The 18,950-nt window shown below is 71.7% G+C and carries 16 protein-coding genes; 6 read left to right on the top strand and 10 right to left on the bottom strand.

Annotation, left to right across the window (positions count from 1 at the left end; all coding sequences use genetic code 11):
* The first annotated feature begins 68 nt into the window (after positions 1 to 68).
* Entirely contained in the window at positions 69 to 485 is a 417-nt protein-coding gene (locus VAB18032_RS01810; RefSeq protein ID WP_198408919.1) for a hypothetical protein, read from the top strand.
* Positions 486 to 574: 89 nt separating this feature from the next.
* Here VAB18032_RS01810 and VAB18032_RS01805 read toward each other — a convergent pair whose 3' ends face one another.
* Genes VAB18032_RS01805 through ssd form a run of 7 tightly spaced genes read right to left on the bottom strand, consistent with a single transcriptional unit; the run spans position 575 to position 5,857 of the window.
* Positions 575 to 928, bottom strand: coding sequence for an Rv3654c family TadE-like protein (locus tag VAB18032_RS01805; RefSeq protein WP_013731059.1), 354 nt, complete (start codon positions 926 to 928; stop codon positions 575 to 577).
* Complete coding sequence (locus VAB18032_RS01800; RefSeq protein WP_050814681.1) at positions 925 to 1,242, bottom strand: TadE family type IV pilus minor pilin; 318 nt, start codon at positions 1,240 to 1,242, stop codon at positions 925 to 927. The genes VAB18032_RS01805 and VAB18032_RS01800 overlap by 4 nt, the downstream gene beginning before the upstream one ends.
* A 47-nt stretch (positions 1,243 to 1,289) precedes the next feature.
* Positions 1,290 to 1,448 carry a DUF4244 domain-containing protein gene (locus tag VAB18032_RS30370; RefSeq protein ID WP_013731057.1) on the bottom strand — a complete coding sequence of 53 codons (159 nt, stop codon included), beginning with the start codon at positions 1,446 to 1,448 and terminating at the stop codon, positions 1,290 to 1,292.
* A gap of 32 nt (positions 1,449 to 1,480) precedes the next feature.
* Positions 1,481 to 2,239 carry a type II secretion system F family protein gene (locus VAB18032_RS01795; RefSeq protein ID WP_013731056.1) on the bottom strand — a complete coding sequence of 253 codons (759 nt, stop codon included), beginning with the start codon at positions 2,237 to 2,239 and terminating at the stop codon, positions 1,481 to 1,483.
* On the bottom strand, positions 2,239 to 3,507 hold the full coding sequence (locus VAB18032_RS32680) for a type II secretion system F family protein (RefSeq protein WP_013731055.1): 1,269 nt from the start codon (positions 3,505 to 3,507) through the stop codon (positions 2,239 to 2,241). The genes VAB18032_RS01795 and VAB18032_RS32680 overlap by 1 nt, the downstream gene beginning before the upstream one ends.
* The gene (locus tag VAB18032_RS01785; RefSeq protein WP_013731054.1) at positions 3,504 to 4,763 is read right to left on the bottom strand and encodes a TadA family conjugal transfer-associated ATPase; all 1,260 of its coding nucleotides are present in this window, start codon (positions 4,761 to 4,763) and stop codon (positions 3,504 to 3,506) included. Before VAB18032_RS01785 ends, VAB18032_RS32680 begins: the two co-directional genes overlap by 4 nt.
* On the bottom strand, positions 4,760 to 5,857 hold the full coding sequence (gene ssd, locus VAB18032_RS01780; protein WP_013731053.1) for a septum site-determining protein Ssd: 1,098 nt from the start codon (positions 5,855 to 5,857) through the stop codon (positions 4,760 to 4,762). Before ssd ends, VAB18032_RS01785 begins: the two co-directional genes overlap by 4 nt.
* 455 nt (positions 5,858 to 6,312) lie before the next feature.
* Between ssd and VAB18032_RS32675 the strand changes: the two genes are divergently transcribed.
* Together VAB18032_RS32675 and VAB18032_RS01770 are read left to right on the top strand one after the other, a co-directional pair.
* Positions 6,313 to 7,023, top strand: a complete 711-nt coding sequence (locus tag VAB18032_RS32675; protein WP_232510646.1) for a VHL beta domain-containing protein — start codon at positions 6,313 to 6,315, stop codon at positions 7,021 to 7,023.
* A 660-nt stretch (positions 7,024 to 7,683) separates the two neighbouring features.
* Positions 7,684 to 8,490: an HAD family hydrolase gene (locus tag VAB18032_RS01770; protein WP_013731051.1), complete on the top strand. Its 807-nt coding sequence runs from the start codon at positions 7,684 to 7,686 to the stop codon at positions 8,488 to 8,490.
* Positions 8,491 to 8,632: 142 nt separating this feature from the next.
* Here VAB18032_RS01770 and VAB18032_RS01765 read toward each other — a convergent pair whose 3' ends face one another.
* Positions 8,633 to 9,379 (bottom strand): Fic family protein, encoded by a 747-nt coding sequence (locus VAB18032_RS01765; RefSeq protein WP_013731050.1) that lies wholly within the window; start codon positions 9,377 to 9,379, stop codon positions 8,633 to 8,635.
* Positions 9,380 to 9,824: 445 nt separating this feature from the next.
* Here VAB18032_RS01765 and acs point away from each other — a divergent pair, with 445 nt between their 5' ends.
* The 3 genes from acs to VAB18032_RS01750 all read left to right on the top strand — a co-directional run bounded on the left by acs (position 9,825) and on the right by VAB18032_RS01750 (position 15,581).
* Positions 9,825 to 11,819, top strand: a complete 1,995-nt coding sequence (gene acs / locus VAB18032_RS01760) for an acetate--CoA ligase (RefSeq protein WP_013731049.1) — start codon at positions 9,825 to 9,827, stop codon at positions 11,817 to 11,819.
* A 285-nt stretch (positions 11,820 to 12,104) separates the two neighbouring features.
* The gene (locus tag VAB18032_RS01755; RefSeq protein WP_013731048.1) at positions 12,105 to 14,510 is read left to right on the top strand and encodes an immune inhibitor A domain-containing protein; all 2,406 of its coding nucleotides are present in this window, start codon (positions 12,105 to 12,107) and stop codon (positions 14,508 to 14,510) included.
* A gap of 138 nt (positions 14,511 to 14,648) precedes the next feature.
* A complete protein-coding gene (locus VAB18032_RS01750; RefSeq protein ID WP_013731047.1) occupies positions 14,649 to 15,581 on the top strand; it encodes an alpha/beta fold hydrolase in 933 nt (310 codons plus the stop codon).
* Here the strand turns inward: VAB18032_RS01750 and VAB18032_RS01745 are convergent, their stop codons facing one another.
* A complete protein-coding gene (locus VAB18032_RS01745; RefSeq protein ID WP_013731046.1) occupies positions 15,582 to 15,947 on the bottom strand; it encodes a hypothetical protein in 366 nt (121 codons plus the stop codon).
* Positions 15,944 to 18,904: an SseB family protein gene (locus VAB18032_RS30350; protein ID WP_086011309.1), complete on the bottom strand. Its 2,961-nt coding sequence runs from the start codon at positions 18,902 to 18,904 to the stop codon at positions 15,944 to 15,946. Before VAB18032_RS30350 ends, VAB18032_RS01745 begins: the two co-directional genes overlap by 4 nt.
* Positions 18,905 to 18,950: the final 46 nt, after the last annotated feature.

The following is an 18,950-nucleotide window of genomic DNA, read 5'->3' as shown; positions in this document are numbered from 1 at the left end:
TTGATTCTCATGTTGGTTGAGACCTGAGGATCGTCGCGTCAGCCAGGTGACGATCAACGGGAGCGATGATGGACCTCGACAATCCGGTGCTCAAGCTGTGCCAGGACGGGATGCGAGCGGAGGCGGAGGGCCGACCGGCCGACGCGCGGGCGTTGTTCGAACAGGCCTGGTCCAGGCGTACCGACAGCTACGACGCCTGCGTCGCGGCGCACTACCTGGCCCGGCAACAGGACGACCCCGAGGAGATCCTGCGCTGGAACCAGGAGGCCCTGCGGCAGGCCGATGCGGTCGGTGACGGCGCAGTCAGCGCCCTGTACCCGTCGCTGCACGTGAGCGTGGCCTTGGCGCACGAACGGTTGGGCGATCCCGGTGCCGCACGCGCCGCCTTCGAGCGAGCGGCCGAACACGTCGCCGCGTTACCGGCAGACGAGTACGGCAACCAACTCCGTACGGCCATCACCGACGGTCTCAGCCGATTGAGCTGACCCCTCCCCCAGCCTGCGATCGTGGCACCCGCAGGCTGTTCGCGGCGCTGGCCGGCCTTGCCTCAGGATGGCCGCCAGCGTGCTGATGATCAGCCGCGCAGCGGCCCGGCTCGGGAGGTCACCGTGGCGACCCGGCGCAGCCCGGGCAGCGGCTCCACGGTCAACTCGGCGGTGACCAGGACGTCCAGCCCGTCGAGGTGACACCGCACCAACCCGGCACCGTTCGCGGCGACGATCTCGGCAGCCCGCGCGCATGCCGTCGGCTCGTCCTGCAGGGCCCGGGCGGCACCGGCCAGGGCGCCGAAGTCGGCGGCGACCCGGGCCTGTTGGCGAGCCATCCGGGCGGCGCCGACGCCGGCACCGAACAGGCCGGCCAGGACGAACACCAGCCCCACCGCCAACAGGCAGATGGTGGCCCCGCCACGATCCCGTTCGGTCCTCACGGTTGTGGCTCCGGTACGCCCGGCTCGGCGACCGCCACCGCACCACCCACCACGGTGATCACCGGGAGGTCACCGCCGAGCACCCGTACCGGGGCGCGGACCGTCGCGCGGACCAGTTCACCCTCCACCACCACGGTGACCGACGCGCCCGGTGGGGCGTACCGGTTGCCGGCGCGTGTGCCGTCCTCGCCCCGGGAGGCGGCCAGCGCCGCCTCCCGGGCCGCATCCAGACAGGCCGACTTGGTGCCGACCGCGTTGACGGCAGTCAGGCCGGTGAGCAGGAACAGCAGCAGCGCCGGCAGACCGGCCGCCATCTCGGCGGTGAACGAGCCTCGGTCACGACCGGCCAGCCGGCGCCCGGTCACTTCAGCGCCCGGTCGATGACAGCAGCCAGCGCCGACTGCACGCTGTCGGACGTCAGTACCTTGAGCAGGATGCCGCCGAAGGCCACCGCCGCGAGCGTCCCGACGGCGTACTCGGCGGTGTTCATGCCGGCGTCCCCGCGCAGGCGGGCGAGCATTTTGCGCACTTGGTCGTCCCTTCTCGATGGATTCACAACACGTCGCCGAGCACGGCGACGATCACCGGCACCAGGCCGGCGAGAATGAAGGCGGGCAGGAAACACAGGCCCAGGGGCAGCACGATCAGCACGCCCGAGCGGCGCGCAGCCGCCTCGATCGTGGTAACCCGGTCGGCACGCAGGTCATCGGCGAGTCGCACCAGGGCCCCGGCCAGGGCGGCCCCACTGCTTGCCGAACGAACGGCGGCGGTGGCGATCCGCTGCCCGCCCGGCACCTCCGCCAGATGCGCCCAGGCCTCCTGCGGCAACCCGCCGAGTTGCAGCGTCCGGCCGACCCGCCGGAGTTGGTCGGCCAACGGGCCCCCGAGCGCGTCGGCCACCGCGATCACCGAACGCTCCACCGGTGCGCCGGCCCGCAGTGCCGCCGCCATCAGATCGGCGGCCAACGGCAGATCCGCGGCGGCCCGCAGCCGCCGGTTCCGGACGGCGGGCAGCTCGATCCGCCGCAGCTGCCGATCCAGCAGCACCGCGGTGACCAGCGCCGCCACCACGCCCGGCCATCCCTCGACCAGTACCGCCACGGCCACCCCGGACAGGGCTGCGGCCAGGCGGATGCGGTCCAGTCGGCGGCTGGTGGGTGTACGGGCGGAGTCGGGTGCCCGGTCGACGGTGGCCGGGTCGTGACCGGTCAACCGGCGTAGTCGTCGCCGGGGACGGCGTCGGCTGACAGCCATCGCGGCGAGCAACGCGGCGCAGGCCAGGCAACCCACTGCCAGGGCGGTACCCGACATCAGCTTCCTCCGTCCGGCACCGTGCCGAGGCGGTCCGCCCAGAGCAGCCCGACCACCTGTAGAGCGATGGCAGTGACCGCGCACGCGCCACCGATCGGGGTGTGCAGCAGGACCTGAAGCGGGTCCGCCCCGATGCCGTAGCCCAGGGCGATGCCGCCCAACGGCAGGGCAGCCAACAGCCAGGCCGTCGCGCGAGCTCCGGCCGCTTGCGCGGCAGCGGCAGCCACTGCCCGGTCGGCCGAGCGTGCGTCGGCTTCGATCCGCTCGATCAGGTCGGCCAGCGGTGCCCCCGTACGATCCGCGAGCCGCACCGCCGCCTGGGCCAACTGCCCGGGACGGTCCGGCGCAGCAAGGCGGCCAGCCGACTCGGAGAGATCACCCGTCGAGGTGCTGTTTCCCGGCACCACCGGGTCAGGCAACACCGGCTTGTCCGGGCGCTGTGCCCTTGCCGTCGGCCCGGTCGCCGATGCCGCCAACTCCCGACGGACTGTCGACACCGAGCGGACGAGCCCCAACGCCTCTGCCGCAACCGGCACCGGCAGCCCGGCCCTCAGGTCCGCCGCGAGGGCGCACAGCTGGTCCAATCGCTCCCGCCGTGCCCGAACCCGGAGCACCGCCCCGCCACGTCGGTGCCACGCCCGCACCCCCAGCGCCCCGTACCCGCCGCAGGCGACCGCCGCCACCGGCCCAGCGAGCAGCCCGGCGACCCCGGAGCCGACCAGCAGAAAAAGGAGCAGATAGCGCGGCTGCAAGGTCGGCCAGCGGGACGCTCCGGTGGTGTCCGCCCGCATCGCCGCCGACCGGCTCGACGGGCTCGACGGGCTCGACACCGGCCGCGTCGACGGATTCGACACCGGCCAGGTCGGCGGGCTCGACCCCGGCCGCAACCCGCGCTCGGAGTCATCGGCCATGGGGCCAGCAGCTCCCAGGCCGGAGCCGTTCGGCACGAAGGGCGTACGGCTTGAGGTCGGCGGACGCCGGCTTCCACGCCATTGCGGCGGCCGGGTCGAAGCCGACGGTCCGGCGGTCGACACGCGGGCATCGACCCGCTCGCGTACGGCGCAATCGCGACCGGCGGGTCGCACCGCGGGTGGCTGTGCGATCGGCGCGTCGTCGGCCTTGCGCAGGGCGACGATCCAGTCCACGAGCGCCTCGTCGCCGTCCACCCGGCGTGAGCGAACCGTTCGAAGCACCAGCTTGCGGACCGGCAGCGCCACGACCGTGATCAGGCCCAGCAGCGCCGGCATCCACCAGGACAGGCCGCTCATCTCGACGCTCCGGGCTGCGTGTCGTCCCGCGGCGTCGCCGCGCCCGGTGCGAGGTGCTCGTCCGGCCCCGCCGATCCGGGCCAGGGCTCGTTCAGGATCGGCGGCACCGGCACGTCCCGGCTGCGAATCAGGGCGGCCAACGCGGGTCCCGCCGGGCCGACACCACGGCCCCGAACCCAGGCCGGCACCGCCCTGACCAGCCGCTCGGGCCCCTCGGGCAGCAGCAGGCAGATCGACTCCAGGGCCCGCCCCTGCGCAGTACGCCGGATCTGGACCACCACCTGCAGGGCCGCGGCCAGCTGGGCGTGTAACGCCGGACGGGGTAACCCGCCGAGCAACCCGAGCGCTTCCAACCGGGCCGGTACGTCCGACGGAGCGTTGGCGTGCAGTGTCCCGGCACCACCGTCGTGACCCGTGTTGAGTGCCGCGAGGAGGTCGACCACCTCGGCACCACGGCACTCACCGACCACCAGTCGGTCCGGCCGCATCCGCAACGCCTGCCGGACCAGCTCGCTGAGGCCGATCGTGCCCTGCCCCTCGACGTTCGCGGTACGGGCCTGCAACCCCACCACGTGCGGATGCAGCGGCCGCAGCTCCGCGGCGTCCTCGACCAGCACGATCCGCTCGGTGCCCGGCACCAGGCCGAGCAGCGTGTTCAGCAGGGTCGTCTTACCGGACCCGGTTCCACCGATCACCAGGTAGGCGAGCCGGGCCGAGACCACGGCGGCGAGCACCGCGGCAGCCGGCCGCGGGACCGCTCCCTGAGCGACAAGTTCATCCAGGTTGAACGGCCGTTGCCGGAAGGTGCGCAGTGACAGGTAAGGGCCGTCGGTGGCCACCGGCGGCAGTACGGCGTGCAGCCGGGTGCCGTCGGCCAGCCGCGCGTCGGCGCAGGGTGAGCCGTCGTCGAGGCGGCGACCGGCGCCGGCGGTGAGGCGCTGGGCGAGCCGACGGACGTCGTCCACGGTGCCCACCGGTACCGGCACCTGGTGCAGCCCCTGCCCCCGGTCGACCCACACCCGGACGCCGTTGACCAGCACGTCGGTGACCTCCGGGTCGGCCAGCAGCGGGGCCAGCGGACCCGCACCCACCAGGTCGTCGCGCACCTGGTCGGCCATCCGCAGCAGCGCGGTGTCGCCGAGGACGGCAGTGTCGGCCTCGGCGCGTACCGCCGAGACGATCGTGGCCGGGGTGACCGGCGTGGCGGCGGCGGCGATTCGCTGCCGGACCCGGGCCGCCAGCGGTTGCCCGGTCATGCCGCACCCGCAACCGTTCGGCCGGTCAGGTCGGCGACGATCCGCTGGCAGAGTTCCGCGAGCGGGCCGCGTCCGCCGGCCGCCGGGGCCTCGCCCCGCTCAAGCCCGCGGCACAGTCCCGGCTCCGGACGGAGCGTCCCGGCCAGTGGCAGGCCGAGGGCCCGAGCCACCTCCGCTGCGCGAAGTCGCCCCGGAGCCGGCCCACGGACGATTACCGACAGGTCCTGACAGTTCGGCGCGGCCACCGCCACCACCCGCGCCGCGGCGGCCGTCGCCCGAAGCTCGGCCGGCACCACCACGAACACCCGGTCGGCTGTCTGCAAGGCGGTGACCGCCGCGTCATCGAACTGTCGGGGCAGGTCGACGACCACGAAGTCCCGGCCACGCCGGGCAGCATCCAGGGTGGACGCCATCGCCTCGGCCGGCACGGCCACCGGGTCACCCCGGTCCCAGGAGAGGACCACCAGGTCACCTCGGCTCGGCAGCGCCCGCACCAGTGCCGGTGGATCGACCCGCCCGTCGGCGCCCGACAGCGCCGGCCACCGCAGCCCTTCCAACTGTTCCCAGCCGAGCACCAGATCGAGGCCGCCGCCGAGTGGATCGGCGTCGAGCAGCAGGGTCCGCAGCCGCCCTCGGGCGGCGGTGACCGCGAGCCCGGCCGCCAGGATGCTTGCTCCACCTCCACCGCGCCCACCCACCACGGCGACGACTCGGGCCGCAGCTGTGCCGTCGGTACCGCATTCGGCGAACCGATCGACAAGCCACGGCTCGGCCGCCGGCAGCACGGCCACATGTTCCGCGCCGAGCAGGTCGGCGACCTGCCAGCCGGGATCAAGGTCCTCGGCCCGACCGACGAGCACCAGCCGGGACCGTCGGGGCAGCCGCGCCCGCAGGCAGGGCTGCGCCTGGTCGGCACCGACCAGCACCAGCGGAGCCGGCTGCCACCGGGTACGGGCAGCAGCCGGATCGGCGGCGACCTCCACCTCGACGTCACCTGCGGCGGCGAGCCGGAGCAGGTCGTCGAGCAGGTCACCGTCGGCGGTGACCACCAGTGGCGGTCGCCGGTGCGGCGGAACGGAGGTACGGGACGGCATCGCGGCCTCCAACGGTCGGCGCGGGTTCGCTGGGCCGAACCTTGCCTCCCGTGGCGCGACGAGCACCGCCCCGAACGCCTGCCCTGTGGACAACCAACGCTTGTGTGGACAACGCCCGCAACGCTCGTTGATCTGCTATGCGTACGCGGATGCTGACACACCGTCCACTTCGGTCATACCCCCATGGCCAAAGTGATGCTCACCACGCATAATCGACGTTCCTCTGCCGTCGGCGAGACGGCAATCCTCGCCGGATCGGGGTCATGACTCAGCCGCAAGATCACGACCACGCACGCAGGCAGCCGCGTCTTCGGATCGGTCCGTGGCTGCCCGATCCCGACTCGGACACCATGCCGCCGACACGCCTCGCCAGCTCGGCGACACCGGCCGGGCCGGCGCTGTCGACGCCCCCGGACCTCTCCGGCCACCAGCCGTCGGCATCCCCATCCGAGCCGATGGTCGTACCGATCGATCCGACACCGCACCCCACCGACCGCCGCTCCCACCGCCTCATCCTGGCGGGTGTGGGTACCGCCGTGCTCGGCCTCCTGCTGACCGCGCTCTGGCCGACCACCCCGCCGCCACCGGTCGCCGAACCACCGACTCCGCCCGGCCGCTTCGGCTGGCCTCATGCTCCCGACCTGCCGTGGCCACCCCCCGGCACCCTGACACCCTCCGCCCCGCAGGCCTCGTCGTCCGTGGGTGGTGTCTCCTCCACCCGCCCGATCGCACCCAGCCAGGTGTCGTCACCCACCCGATCACCATCGTCGGCGGCGGCTACCAGAACCAGCCCGGCCGCCACCCGCACCACCAGCCCCGCCGCGCCCAGCGCGTCACCAAGCCGGACGGTACGACCGACCCCGAGCCCCCGACCAGCCGAACCGCGAGAACTGACACCGTTGCCACCCTGGCGGGAGCGGGATCTGCGCTCGGTGAGCGGTGGCCAGGAAACCAGCATCGAGTTCGTCAACCACAGGTCACGGTCGGTGATCGTGTACTGGCTGGACCACCACGGCCACAGGCGGCAGTACGCGGTACTTGAGCCGTCCGAGTCGTACCAGCAGCACACCTACGTCGGGCATCCGTGGGTGGTGACCGACCGCCGAGGCAGGTCACTGGCCTGCTTCGAGCCCACCGCCAACCCCGCCCGCGCCGTGATCCGCTGACCGGGAAGGCCTTCCCGCTCGGGAAAGCGCGGCATGTCAGGAAGACCATGGAGACAGCCGACCGTCCAGCTGCCCGGTCCTTCACGATCGTCGCGATCGCGACGGCACCAGCATCGACCTGAGCCACCTCGTCGACGCGTAAATCGGCGGTACGGCCGCCTGCCTCGACGGGCGGCTGGGCGCGACCCGTCCGGAGCGGTGGAGGGCGTCCTAGCCGCCTTCGATTCCTCTGCTGCTTCTCTGCTGCCTCTGCTTGGCGAAACGCCGTCAGATGCGGGCGCTGACAATCTCGGAGACGAGCTGTGACCTGCGGTGCAGCGCTTACCTGCCAAAGGGACGACCCCCGTCGGGGGGAGACGGGGGTCGTCGGAGGTTCGGCTCCGGGGGGGTCGAGCCGAACCTGCTCAGCGGTCACGGGGGGTGCAACCGCCGAGAGTCTGCCGGTCGTACGCGATATGAATACTCGCCTTGTGGACAAGTCTGCCTGAGTGAACCTGTGTACGTCGAGTGGTGTAGCCTCCACTCCCTGCGAAATCCTGTTCGCAGAGTGTGACCGCGATCACCGTCTGCAAGCATGGTGGGGGCTGCCCCGCAGGTCCGAGGGGCATTCGGCCCCCGGGCACCCGCCGACCATAGACCATCGGGCTAGACTTTCGCGCCGTGGGCCGAAGTGCCGCTTTCTTCGATCTCGACAAGACCGTCATTGCCAAGTCGAGCGCCTTGGCGTTCGGTCGGCCGTTCTACCGGGATGGCCTGATCACTCGGCGTGATGTCGTCAAGTCGGCGTACGCGCAGCTGATGTTCCGGCTGGGCGGCACCGACGAGCAGACCATGGCCCGTACCCGCGACTACCTTGCCGCGCTCTGTAAGGGCTGGCAGGTGGAGCAGGTCCGTCAGATCGTCGCCGAGACGCTGCACGAGCTGATCAACCCTTATGTGTACGCCGAGGCTGCCGCCCTGATCGAGGAGCACCAGGCAGCCGGTCGGGACGTCGTGCTGGTCTCCGCCTCCGGTGAGGAGATGGTGCGCCCGATCGGGGTGCTGCTCGGGGTCACCGACGTGATCGCCACCCGGATGGCGGTGGTGGACGGGCGGTACAGCGGCGAGGTCGAGTTCTATGCGGCCGGGCCCAGCAAGGTGGAGGCGGTGCGCGAGCTCGCCGCCGAGCGCGGGTACGACCTGGACGACTCGTACGCCTACTCCGACTCGTACAGTGATCGGCCGTTGTTGGAGTGTGTGGGCCACCCGACCGTGGTCAATCCGGATCGGCAGTTGCGCAGGCTGGCCGTCGAGAACGCCTGGCCGGTGCTGGAGTTCCGGCACCCGATTCCGCTGGGTCGCCGGCTGCGGGAGCGGCCGGCGGTGCCGGTGGCCGCGGCCGCGATCGGGGTGGGTGTCGGGGTGGCGATCGGTATCGCCTGGTACGGCCGCCACCGGCGCACCCGCGCCTCGACCACTCCGGCCTGAGCCCGTCGCCGGTCCGCGCCAACAGCCCGGCCCACGCCAACAGCCCGGCTCAGGCCGCCAGTCCGGTCCACGCCGGTATTCAGGCCCACGCCAACGGCCCGCGCCGCCAGTCCGGCCCGCCGCACCGGGCCCGCTACCAAGTTCAGCTCGCGGCCAGGACCTCGTCGCCGATCTCGGTCAACTGGTCGGCGCCCACCTCGACGGCGGCCATGTAGTGCCGCAGCCAGGACCGTAGGCCGTCGGGGGTGCCGGTAGCAAAGGCGCCGGCCGCGCCGACGTACTCCGGTTCGCGCTCGCGGTGGCCGACGTCGATCGCGAGCAGGCCACGCGGATCGAATCCGCTGGAGAGCAGCACCAGGCGGGCGGCACCGCGGGCCACCACGCCGGACGGGCCGGCGAACGGACGCAGGTTGAGCAGTTCCCCGTGTACGACGGCGGCCAGCACCAGCGGTGGGACCTTCGTGCCACCGGCGACGAGCCCTACCAGGGCGTCCAGCCGGGCGGAGACCACCGGATCCTCGACCGGGCGGCCCAGTTCGGCCGCGCCGACCACGTCCCGGCTGGCGAGCACGTGCAGTTTCGCCAGCACCTGCCGGGGTGCTCTGGGCCAGCGGTCGCTGAGCCCGGGAAGTGCCCCGGCGACCCGCAGCGCGCCCTGCAGCACCGGGTCGGTCACCGTGCCGGCCCGGACCGCCTCGCGCTCGTGGACCCGGCCCTCCAGGGCGGCGCTGGCGACCGCGGATCGCAGGCTCACTTCGGCGGCGACCTGACCGCCGTGCCGGCGCAGCGCCCGGTGACCGAGCGCGGTGTCGAAGCGGATCCGGGCCTGCTCGACGGCGTCGGCGACGTCGGCGAGCGCGAGCAGCGGTGCGAGCGGGTCGGTCGTCACCTCGTCACGCTATCGAGCCCGCTGGTCGGCCCGTGCCCCAGTCACCGGCAACGCGACGGGCACCACCCGCGCGCCGTGCCCGGACCGACCGCGCGCCGTGCCCGGACCCACCGCGCGCCGTGCCCGGACCGACACGGCGCGGCGCGCCCCGACCGACACCGCGCGTCGTGGACCGACTCCGGGCGGTTGTCTGCGGCAACCCGCCGCCGGGAGGACCGGCGGCGTTCATCGAGAGCGTTGTGCACCTCGGCGCGCGAGAGGGTCCACTGGGCGACGCAGGCGGGTGGGTTCCGTCGCGATGGTCGGCAGCCCCGGCTAACCTGCCCCGGAGAGGCGCAGGTCACCCCGACGACGAGGAGCACCGCATGAGCGAGCGGCAGCGAGTGGATCATCAATACAGCGCCGGGTTGCCTCATGACGGCACGGAACGAAGCGGAGTGCTGGCATGAGCGAGGCGTTGGCCAATCTGCTGAACGAGACGCGCCAGTTCCCGCCGCCGGCGGAACTCGCCGCCGACGCCAACGTCACCGCTGAGGCGTACGCCGAGGCCGAGGCCGACCGGCTGGCCTTCTGGGAGCGCCAGGCGGGGCGGCTGGCCTGGGCGCGGCAGTGGGACCAGGTGCTGGACTGGTCGAATCCGCCGTTCGCCAAGTGGTTCGTCGGCGGGCAGCTGAACGTGGCGTACAACTGTCTCGACCGGCATGTCGAGGCTGGTCGGGGCGACAAGGTGGCCATCCACTGGGAGGGCGAGCCGGGCGACACCCGCACCATCACCTACGCCGACCTGCACCGGATGACCTGCCAGGCGGCGAACGCGCTCACCGATCTCGGGGTGGTCGCCGGTGACCGGGTGGCGATCTACATGCCGATGGTCCCGGAGGCGGCGGTCGCGATGCTCGCCTGCGCCCGGATCGGTGCCACGCACAGCGTGGTGTTCGGCGGGTTCTCCGCCGAGTCGCTGACCAACCGGATCCAGGACGCCTCCGCCAAGGTCGTCATCACCGCCGACGGCGGCTACCGGCGGGGCAAGCCGTCCGCGCTCAAGCCGACCGTCGACGAGGCGGTGGCGAACTGCCCGTCGGTGGAGCACGTGCTTGTGGTCCGCCGGACCGGCGAGTCGGTCGACTGGTCGCAGCGGGATCACTGGTGGCACGAAACGGTGGAGCAGGCGTCGACCGAGCACACCGCTGAGGCGTTCGACGCCGAGCACCCGCTGTTCATCCTCTACACCAGCGGCACGACGGCCCGCCCGAAGGGCATCCTGCACACCACCGGTGGCTACCTGACCCAGACGTCGTACACCTCGCACGCGGTTTTCGATCTGAAGCCGGAGACCGACGTCTACTGGTGCACCGCGGACATCGGCTGGGTGACCGGCCACTCCTACATCGTGTACGGTCCGCTCTCCAACGGCGCGACCCAGGTGATGTACGAGGGCACCCCGGACACCCCGCACAAGGGCCGGTTCTGGGAGATCGTCGACCGGTACGGGGTGACCATCCTCTACACCGCGCCGACGCTGATCCGCACCATGATGAAGTGGGGCGACGACATCCCCGCCGAGTACAGCCTCTCCACGCTCCGGCTGCTCGGCAGCGTCGGTGAGCCGATCAACCCCGAGGCGTGGATGTGGTACAGGCAGCACGTCGGGCGGGGCGAGCTGCCGATCGTGGACACCTGGTGGCAGACCGAGACCGGCAGCATCATGATCTCGCCGCTGCCGGGGGTGACCGCCGCCAAGCCGGGTTCGGCGATGACCCCGCTGCCCGGCATCAGCGCCGACGTGGTCGACGACCAGGGCCAGTCGGTGCCCAACGGTGGTGGCGGCTACCTGGTGTTGCGGGAGCCGTGGCCGTCGATGCTGCGCACCATCTGGGGTGACGACAACCGGTTCATCGAGACGTACTGGTCGCGGTTCGGTGCGGGTGCGAGCGGCACCGGTGGCGACGAGTGGATCTACTTCGCCGGTGACGGGGCGAAGAAGGACGACGACGGGCACGTCTGGCTGCTCGGTCGGGTGGACGACGTGATGCTCGTGTCGGGGCACAACATCTCCACCACGGAGGTCGAGTCGGCGCTTGTCTCGCACCCGTCGGTGGCCGAGGCGGCGGTGGTGGGTGCCACCGATCCGACCGCCGGTCAGGCGATCGTCGCGTTCGCCATCCCGCGCGGCAGCACCGACATCTCCGGTGAGGCGGGTGAGCAGCTCATCGCGGACCTGCGTAACCACGTGGCGAAGACGCTGGGGCCGATCGCCAAGCCCCGGCAGATCATGCTGGTGCCGGAGTTGCCGAAGACCCGGTCGGGCAAGATCATGCGTCGGCTGCTGCGGGACGTGGCGGAGAACCGGTCGCTTGGTGACGTGACCACGTTGCAGGACTCCTCGGTGATGGAGTTGATCGCCTCCGGCATGGGTGGCGGCAAGTCGGACGAGGACTGACAGGCAGGCGTACCTCTCGACGGGTGGTGGTCCGACGCGGACCGCCACCCGTCGATGTGTCTGGCGGACCTGCGGGATGGCGGGTGGCCGCCGGCACGGGTTGTGACAGTGAAAAGGCCGGTAAGCAATTCACTGCCATAAAATCGATGGCTACCCCTTCCCAGGGGCCCCACTAGTGCCTAAGTTCACCAGTGGCCCCATATCCGTAGGGGCCGATCTCACCGGCTTGCAACCCCCGATGGGCCGGTTCCCTCAATCCGGAGGTACCACGTGCGGAAAGTCGCAGTGGGTCTGCTCGGGCTTTCGATGACGGCGACAGGGCTGACGGTCGGAGCTTCGGCCGCCGCCGCGCCGATCGCGGAGCCGCCGACGGCCGCGCCGTCGATCGCCGAGCCCGCCCACGCCGAACACGACCTGCCGAACCCGCTGGAAGAGAAGCGTCGCGCACTGCGTCAGGAAGGCCTGAGCGAGGTGCTCTCGGGCCGTGTCAAGACGGAGCGGATCAACGGCAGCACGGTGGCCAAGGTCGGCGACCGGGCCGTCCGTGGTGGCAAGGCCGGCCGTAACGCCAAGACCCCCAAGGGCGGCAAGGGCCCGACCGAGAAGCAGTACGTCGAGCTCTCCCGGGAGAAGACCGACCAGATCTTCGTCATCCTGGCCGAGTTCGGTGACGAGCGGCACCCGAACTACCCCGATCAGGACACCGACCCCGACGTTCCGGGTCCGATCCGGTTCGACGGGCCGATGCACAACGAGATCCCGCAGCCGGACCGGCGGGTCGACAACTCGACCGTCTGGCAGCCGAACTACGACGCCGACCACTTCAGGAAGCTCTACTTCGGCACCGCGCCGGGCGACGAATCCGTGAAGCAGTACTACGAGGCGCAGTCCTCGGGTCGCTACAGCGTCGACGGCGTGGTCAGCAACTGGGTCAAGGTCAACTACAACCAGGCCCGGTACGGCCGCTCCAACGGCTACCCGTGCGACTCGATCGTCTGCTCCAACGTCTGGGCCCTGGTGCGCGACGCCGCCAACCAGTGGGTGGCCGACCAGAAGGCCGCCGGCCGCACCGACGCGCAGATCGCCGCCGACGTCCGGGCGATGGACCAGTGGGACCGTTACGACCACGACGGTGACGGCGACTTCAACGAGCCCGACGGCTACATCGACCACTTCCAGATCGTGCACGCCGGTGGCGACATGGCCGACGGTGACCCGATCTACGGCGAGGACGCCATCTGGAGCCACCGCTGGTACGCGTACGCCTCCGACCAGGGACGTACCGGCCCGCCGAACTTCCCGGCCGGCGGCACCCAGATCGGCGACACCGGCATCTGGATCGGCGACTACACGATCCAGCCGGAGAACGGCGGTCGCAGCGTCTTCTACCACGAGTACGCCCACGACCTGGGCCTGCCGGACGACTACAACGTCATCAGCGGCGGCGACAACAACAACGAGCACTGGACGTTGATGGCGCAGAGCCGCCTCGGTGCCAAGAACGACGGTGGCATCGGTGAGCGCGGCGGTGACCTGGGCGCCTGGAACAAGCTCCAGCTCGGCTGGCTCGACTACGAGGTGATCGTCGCCGGCCAGAAGCGCACCCTGGTGCTCGGCCCGCAGGAGTACAACACCAAGGAGGCCCAGGCCGCCGTGGTGGTGCTGCCCGAGCGGGAGTACACCTTCGACAACGGTGCGCCGTTCGAGGGCAGCAAGCAGTTCTTCTCGGGCAACGCGGACGACCTGAACAGCACCATGACCCGGACGTTCGACCTGACCGGCAAGTCGTCGGCGACGTTGTCCATGAAGGGCCGCTACAGCATCGAGGCGGAGTACGACTACCTGTTCTTCGAGACCTCGATCGACGGTGGTCAGACCTGGACGCCGCAGCCCGGCACCGCCGACGGCCAGCCGCTCAAGGAGATCTCCCCCGGCCGCTTCGCGCTGGACGGCAGCTCCGACGACGAGTGGGTGGACGTCACGATCCCGCTGGACGGGGTCGTCGGCAACCAGGTCGGCTTCCGGCTGCGGTACCAGACCGACGGTGCGGTCTCCGAGGGCGGCTTCTTCGGCGACGCGGTCACGCTGACCGCCGACGGGGCGACAGTCTTCACCGACGGTGCCGAGGACGGCGGAGCCGGTTGGACGCTGGCCGGTGGTTTCGAGGTGGTCGAGGAGAGCTACACCCGCAAGTTCGCGAACTACTACATCGCGGGCACGCGGCAGTACATCTCGTACGACAAGTACCTCAAGACCGGCCCGTACTTCTTCGGGTACGCCAACACCAAGCCGGACTACGTGGACCACTACGCGTACCAGGAGGGTCTGCTGATCTCGTACTGGAACACCCGGTGGGCGGACAACGACACGTTCGCGCACCCGGGTGAGGGCCGGAACCTGATCATCGACTCCCGGCCCCGGCCGATCTACAACCTGACCGGCCAGCCGTGGCGGGCCCGGATCCAGGTCTACGACGCGCCGTTCAGCCTGAAGAAGGCGGACTCGTTCACGCTGCACCTCAACAGCCAGCCGCAGTACATCCGCGGTCAGGCGGCGCAGCCGCTGTTCGACGACACCAAGCAGTACTGGTTCCCCGAGTTGCCGAACCACGGTGTGAAGCTCCCGGCCACCGGCACCAAGATCCAGGTGCTGGAGCAGAAGGGCCTCAACACCAAGGTCCGCTTCTCCTGAACCACCGACGCGACACCACGATGCCCCGGGCAGGTGACCTGCCCGGGGCATCGCCGGTGTCCCAGCGCTCCTCGGCCCACCTCACATCGCCGACGCCGCCGGACCGGGCCACCGGCGGCGGGGTCATAGGCTGTCGTCATGACCGAGCAGCGCGGCGATGCCGTTGACGAGTCCTGCGTCCTCACCGAAGGGCCGTGGACGCACCGGTTCGTCGGCGCGAACGGCAGCCGGTTCCACGTCGTCGAGGCGGGCACCGGGCCGATGGTGCTCTTCCTGCACGGCTTCCCCGAGCACTGGTGGGCCTGGCACCGGATGCTCCCCGAGATCGCCGACGCCGGTTTCCGCGCGGTCGCCGTCGACCTGCGCGGCTACGGCGCCAGCGACAAACCACCCCGGGGGTACGACGGATACACCCTCGCCGCCGACGTCGCCGGGATGATCCGGGCGCTTGGTGAACGCTCGGCGACAGTGGTCGGCACCGGTGCCGGCGGCATGGTGGCCTGGACCGTGGCGTCGTTCCATCCCGCACTGGTACGCCGGCTGGTGGTGCTCGGTGCGCCACACCCGCTGCGGTTACGGGCAGCCATCTTCGCCGATCCTCGTGGACAGTTCGCCGCGTCCACCCCCACGCTGAAGTTCCAGCTGCCCCGCTACGAACATGTCCTCACCCGCGACGAGGGCCGGGCGGTGGAGGAGATCCTGCGCCGCTGGGGTGGGCCCCGCTGGGTCGCCGGCCCGGACTTCGCCGACTACGCGCGGCGCTACCGGCAGGCCATGCGGATCCCGCAGGCGGCGTTCTGCGCGCTGGAGGGCTATCGCTGGGCGTTCCGGTCGGTGCTGCGGCTGCACGGCTACCGGTTCGTCAAGCTGATGCAGCGACCGCTTGTCGCACCTACCCTGCACCTGCACGGCGCGCTGGATGTGGCCTCGTTGCCGCGTACCGCCCAGGGTTCGGGCCGTTACGTCAGCGGGCCGTACGAGTGGCGGCTGCTGGACCAGGTCGGCCACTTCCCACACCTGGAGGCCACCGAGCTGGTGCTGGGCGAGATCCTGCGCTGGGCGAAGTCGTGATCAGACCCGCTGCTCACGCAGGTCGGTGACCTCTCCGACGGGCGCCCATCCCTGATAGACGCCGAAGTCGAAGGCCTCCAGCCGCATCGCCTGCGCCACCGGCCAGCGCCCACCCGTGTACTCGACCCGCAACCAACCATCGTGCTCACCGAGCACGATGAACGGCTGCCCCTTCCAGGTGCACGTCGTACGCACGTACGCCAGTTCCTCGACCTCGGTGGCCGGCACCACCCGGACGTACCGGCCGGGCCGCACCTCGACGAAGCTGTCGCCCGGCTCCGCCTGGTACAGCCGCACGTCGCCGCCGTCCGGGCTGGCCTGGTACTCCCGGCCGCGCCAGCGGGCCACGTAACCGTCGCGGGTCACTGCTCACCGACCTCACGCCAGCCGAGCGTGTCGGCGTCGAAGACCGCGACCAGCCGCTCGGTGCCGTCCGCACCGAGACGGAGCAGCTGTGCGCCGTGTGGCAGCCGGACGCTGTCCACCTTGAACTCGGCAAGCACCTCACTGCTCTCCCCCGGCGCGAAGCCGTTGCCCCGGAACGGGGCGCGTTCGATGACCCAGCCTTCCATGGCCCGCATCGCGGCTTCGTTCTGCCCACCGTAGGGAATGCGGTAGAGGCTCGGCCGGTGCGCCGGCCACCGCAACACGTAGATCTCCTCGGCGTCCGGCGCGAACGGCGACTCCGGATGGTTGAGCCCGAGCGCGCGGTAGAGCTGTGCCGGCGTGGTGAGGTGGGCCAGTTCGGTGGCCCGGTGCACGAAGCCGGAGACCCGGTCGTAGCCGCGTTCCAGGTAGTAGCCCAGTTGACTGGGTGCGATCGCCTTCTGCATCACGATCGGGCGGGTCGGGTCGGCCGCGGACGTCGTCTTCTGTGGACTGCTTGTCGACGCGGGCTTGTCGACGCTCGGTTCCGGCTCGTTCTCGTCGCCGAGCCCCAGCTCCGCTGCCCAGTTGGCCAGCCCGACGATCTGCTCGCCGGGCAGCTTCGCGCCGACCGGGGTGCCGGGGTTGACCGCGAACGACCACGACAGGTCGGGCCAGGAGCGAATCAGCTGGACGAAGCGGACCTTGATCGTCTTGGCTGTCGGGTCGGCGTGGTCGGCGAGTCGCTGCGACGAGGTGTAGACCACCACGAACGTCTGATCGTCCAGGTCCACGGTCGGCCAGACGTACCCCGGGTCGCCGGGGCGGCTGCCCGGGGCGGAGTCGGCGGCGACCGGCATGAGCACCCACGCCAGCAGCAGCGTCGACAGGAACGTGTCGGTGTTCGCGGCCCCCGCAGCGGCGAGCAGGTTCTCCTCCACCTCGTTGGCGGGCTCGAACCCGGCCGCCGTCGGTGCGGTCGGCTCCGGGGCGGGATCGACGGGTGACGACGACACGGCCGCATCGGGGGCGGCCATCCGCTGCGTCGTCGCCGCAGCCTCCTCGAAGCCCGGCTCGACGGCGCTCGGGTCGTCGGCGGCCGTACGCGACGGTGACGGGTCGAACAGCGAGGACCCGGTCGCCGGCGCCGGCGCGGGAACCGGGGCGGTCACCTCATCCGCCACCGTCGGTACCGCCGCCGTCTGCTCCGCCTGCGCCGGAAACAGCGTGGTCGTCGGCTCCGTCTGAGCCGGGAACACCGTCGTCGGCTCGGCCTGATCCAGAGACAGCGACACCGTCTGCTCCGCCTGCGCCGGGAACAGCGTCGTCGGCTCCGCCTGATCCGGAGACAGCGACACCGTCTGCTCCGCCTGCGCCGGGAACACCCTCGTCGGCTCGGCCTGCGCAGGGAACAGCGTCGTCGTCGGCTCGGCCTGCGGCGGGAAGATCGGCGCTGTCGACTCGGTGTCGGCGGGAGCAGCTGCGGGCGTACCGGTCGCCGTGGTTCCGGCTGCTGAGGCGTAGGGCGGTGCGTCTCGGTCGACGTCGGGGTCCGGCGGCGTCGTCAGGTCGCGGGCCTCGATGATGGTGCCCTCGATGACGATCGGCGTGAACCCGCGCCGCGGTGCCGGCGGACTGGAGACCGGTTCCGCCACCGACGGGGACGTCCCCTCGTCAAGTTCCGTCGACTGCCGGCGAGGCAGGGCCTGGGTGGCGTCCGCGGCGGTCGGGTCGCCCTGTGTCGGGCCGGTCAGGTCAGCCGGCGGGGTGAACCGCAGACGCTGGGTCGGATCCTGCGACAGGCCGGCGGACGGCCGCAGGGGCTGCGTCGCCTCACCGTTCGACTCGGGCCGGGGCACGCTGCCAGCCTGAGCATCCTGGCTGAAGTCGAAGGCTCGGGTGTTGCCGTCGGTCGCCGGCTCGGGGGCCGCGCCTCGGCGGGGAAACGGCTGCCCGCTCCGGGCGAATCGGGAAGGCGGGGTGGCCCGCTCGGTTCGGGACGCCGCTCGGCTGGACGCCGGCTCGAAGAAGGACCGCCGGGTCGTCTGCTCGGTGCCGGCGTCTGCGGGCTGACCGTTTGTCGAAGCTGCGGGCGGCTCCGCGATGACCGGCCGGCTGTGACCCGGATGGCCGGACGCCTCCCCGCGCGCCGGCATGGGCTGGCGTGGCGGCAGGGTGCCATCCGGCCGCGCGCCGGCGGCGAAATCCGTACGCGTGCCACCGCCGAGACCCGAGCGCTCGGTGCCCAGCGAGCGTGGCCGGTTGCCGGCGTACCCGGGCCGTTGTTCTGCGCCGGGCGGCCCGACGTGGCCGCTGCCCGGATAGCCCGCTGCCTGGCCGCCGGCCGGTTGGCCGGTTGCCCCGGGTCCCGTGCCCGGTGCGGCGACGGGAACCTCCGGGAGTTGGAACGGTGTGGGGACGCCCCGGGAGGGCATCGGTGGGCGCGGCGGGGCCGGGGGTGGCGGTGCGACGGTCGCGGGCGGATTCGCCGCGCCCGGGTCGGATTCGCGGAGGCGGCTCAGCGCCTCGACCCGCTCCAGCCTGGCTCGGGCACCGACGGTACGGCCGGGCAGGCGGACGTCACCACGGGACAGTTGGGTGACGTACCAGGCGGGCAGGTAACCCTCGATGGGCAGCCCGGGATTCACGGCCAGCCACCACTCGTGGTTGGGCCAGCCGGTGGCCAACTCGGCGTAGCCGGTGCGTCGGGCGGACCCGCCGTGCTCGCCCAGACACGCCCGCATCGCCTCGACGGAGGTGAACGCCAGCACGTGGGTACGGCCGCCGGTGGTCCAGGTGCCCCAGCCCACCGGCGTGGACCCGGCGACGGCCGACACGGCAATCGGCAGGAGCAGCTCGATGCTGGACAGGATGCGGAAGTAAAGCTGCTGGTCACTGCTGCGTAGCGCGTCTCGCAGTGCGGCTTCCGCCTCGGTGGCCGGCTCCCAGTCGGTCACGGCCACCCCCTCCTCCCGGGCCCAGGCCATAGGTGTCGGTTACAAC

Origin of the sequence: Micromonospora maris AB-18-032, from assembly GCF_000204155.1 — a bacterium.
In the GTDB taxonomy this organism is placed as follows: domain Bacteria; phylum Actinomycetota; class Actinomycetes; order Mycobacteriales; family Micromonosporaceae; genus Micromonospora; species Micromonospora gifhornensis.
The sequence above is the reverse complement of the archived record's forward strand: the minus strand, read 5'-3'. Positions and strand labels throughout refer to the sequence as shown.

Bases quoted from the DNA above. Each gene is read 5' to 3' on its own strand.
- VAB18032_RS01810 (WP_198408919.1), top strand. From the start codon at position 69: ATGGACCTCGACAATCCGGTGCTCAAGCTGTGCCAGGACGGGATGCGA.
- ssd (WP_013731053.1), bottom strand. From the start codon at position 5,857: ATGCCGTCCCGTACCTCCGTTCCGCCGCACCGGCGACCGCCACTGGTG.
- VAB18032_RS01750 (WP_013731047.1), top strand. From the start codon at position 14,649: ATGACCGAGCAGCGCGGCGATGCCGTTGACGAGTCCTGCGTCCTCACC.
- VAB18032_RS32675 (WP_232510646.1), top strand. From the start codon at position 6,313: ATGGTCGTACCGATCGATCCGACACCGCACCCCACCGACCGCCGCTCC.
- acs (WP_013731049.1), top strand. From the start codon at position 9,825: ATGAGCGAGGCGTTGGCCAATCTGCTGAACGAGACGCGCCAGTTCCCG.
- VAB18032_RS30370 (WP_013731057.1), bottom strand. From the start codon at position 1,448: ATGCTCGCCCGCCTGCGCGGGGACGCCGGCATGAACACCGCCGAGTAC.
- VAB18032_RS32680 (WP_013731055.1), bottom strand. From the start codon at position 3,507: ATGAGCGGCCTGTCCTGGTGGATGCCGGCGCTGCTGGGCCTGATCACG.
- VAB18032_RS01795 (WP_013731056.1), bottom strand. From the start codon at position 2,239: ATGTCGGGTACCGCCCTGGCAGTGGGTTGCCTGGCCTGCGCCGCGTTG.
- VAB18032_RS01785 (WP_013731054.1), bottom strand. From the start codon at position 4,763: ATGACCGGGCAACCGCTGGCGGCCCGGGTCCGGCAGCGAATCGCCGCC.
- VAB18032_RS01800 (WP_050814681.1), bottom strand. From the start codon at position 1,242: ATGGCGGCCGGTCTGCCGGCGCTGCTGCTGTTCCTGCTCACCGGCCTG.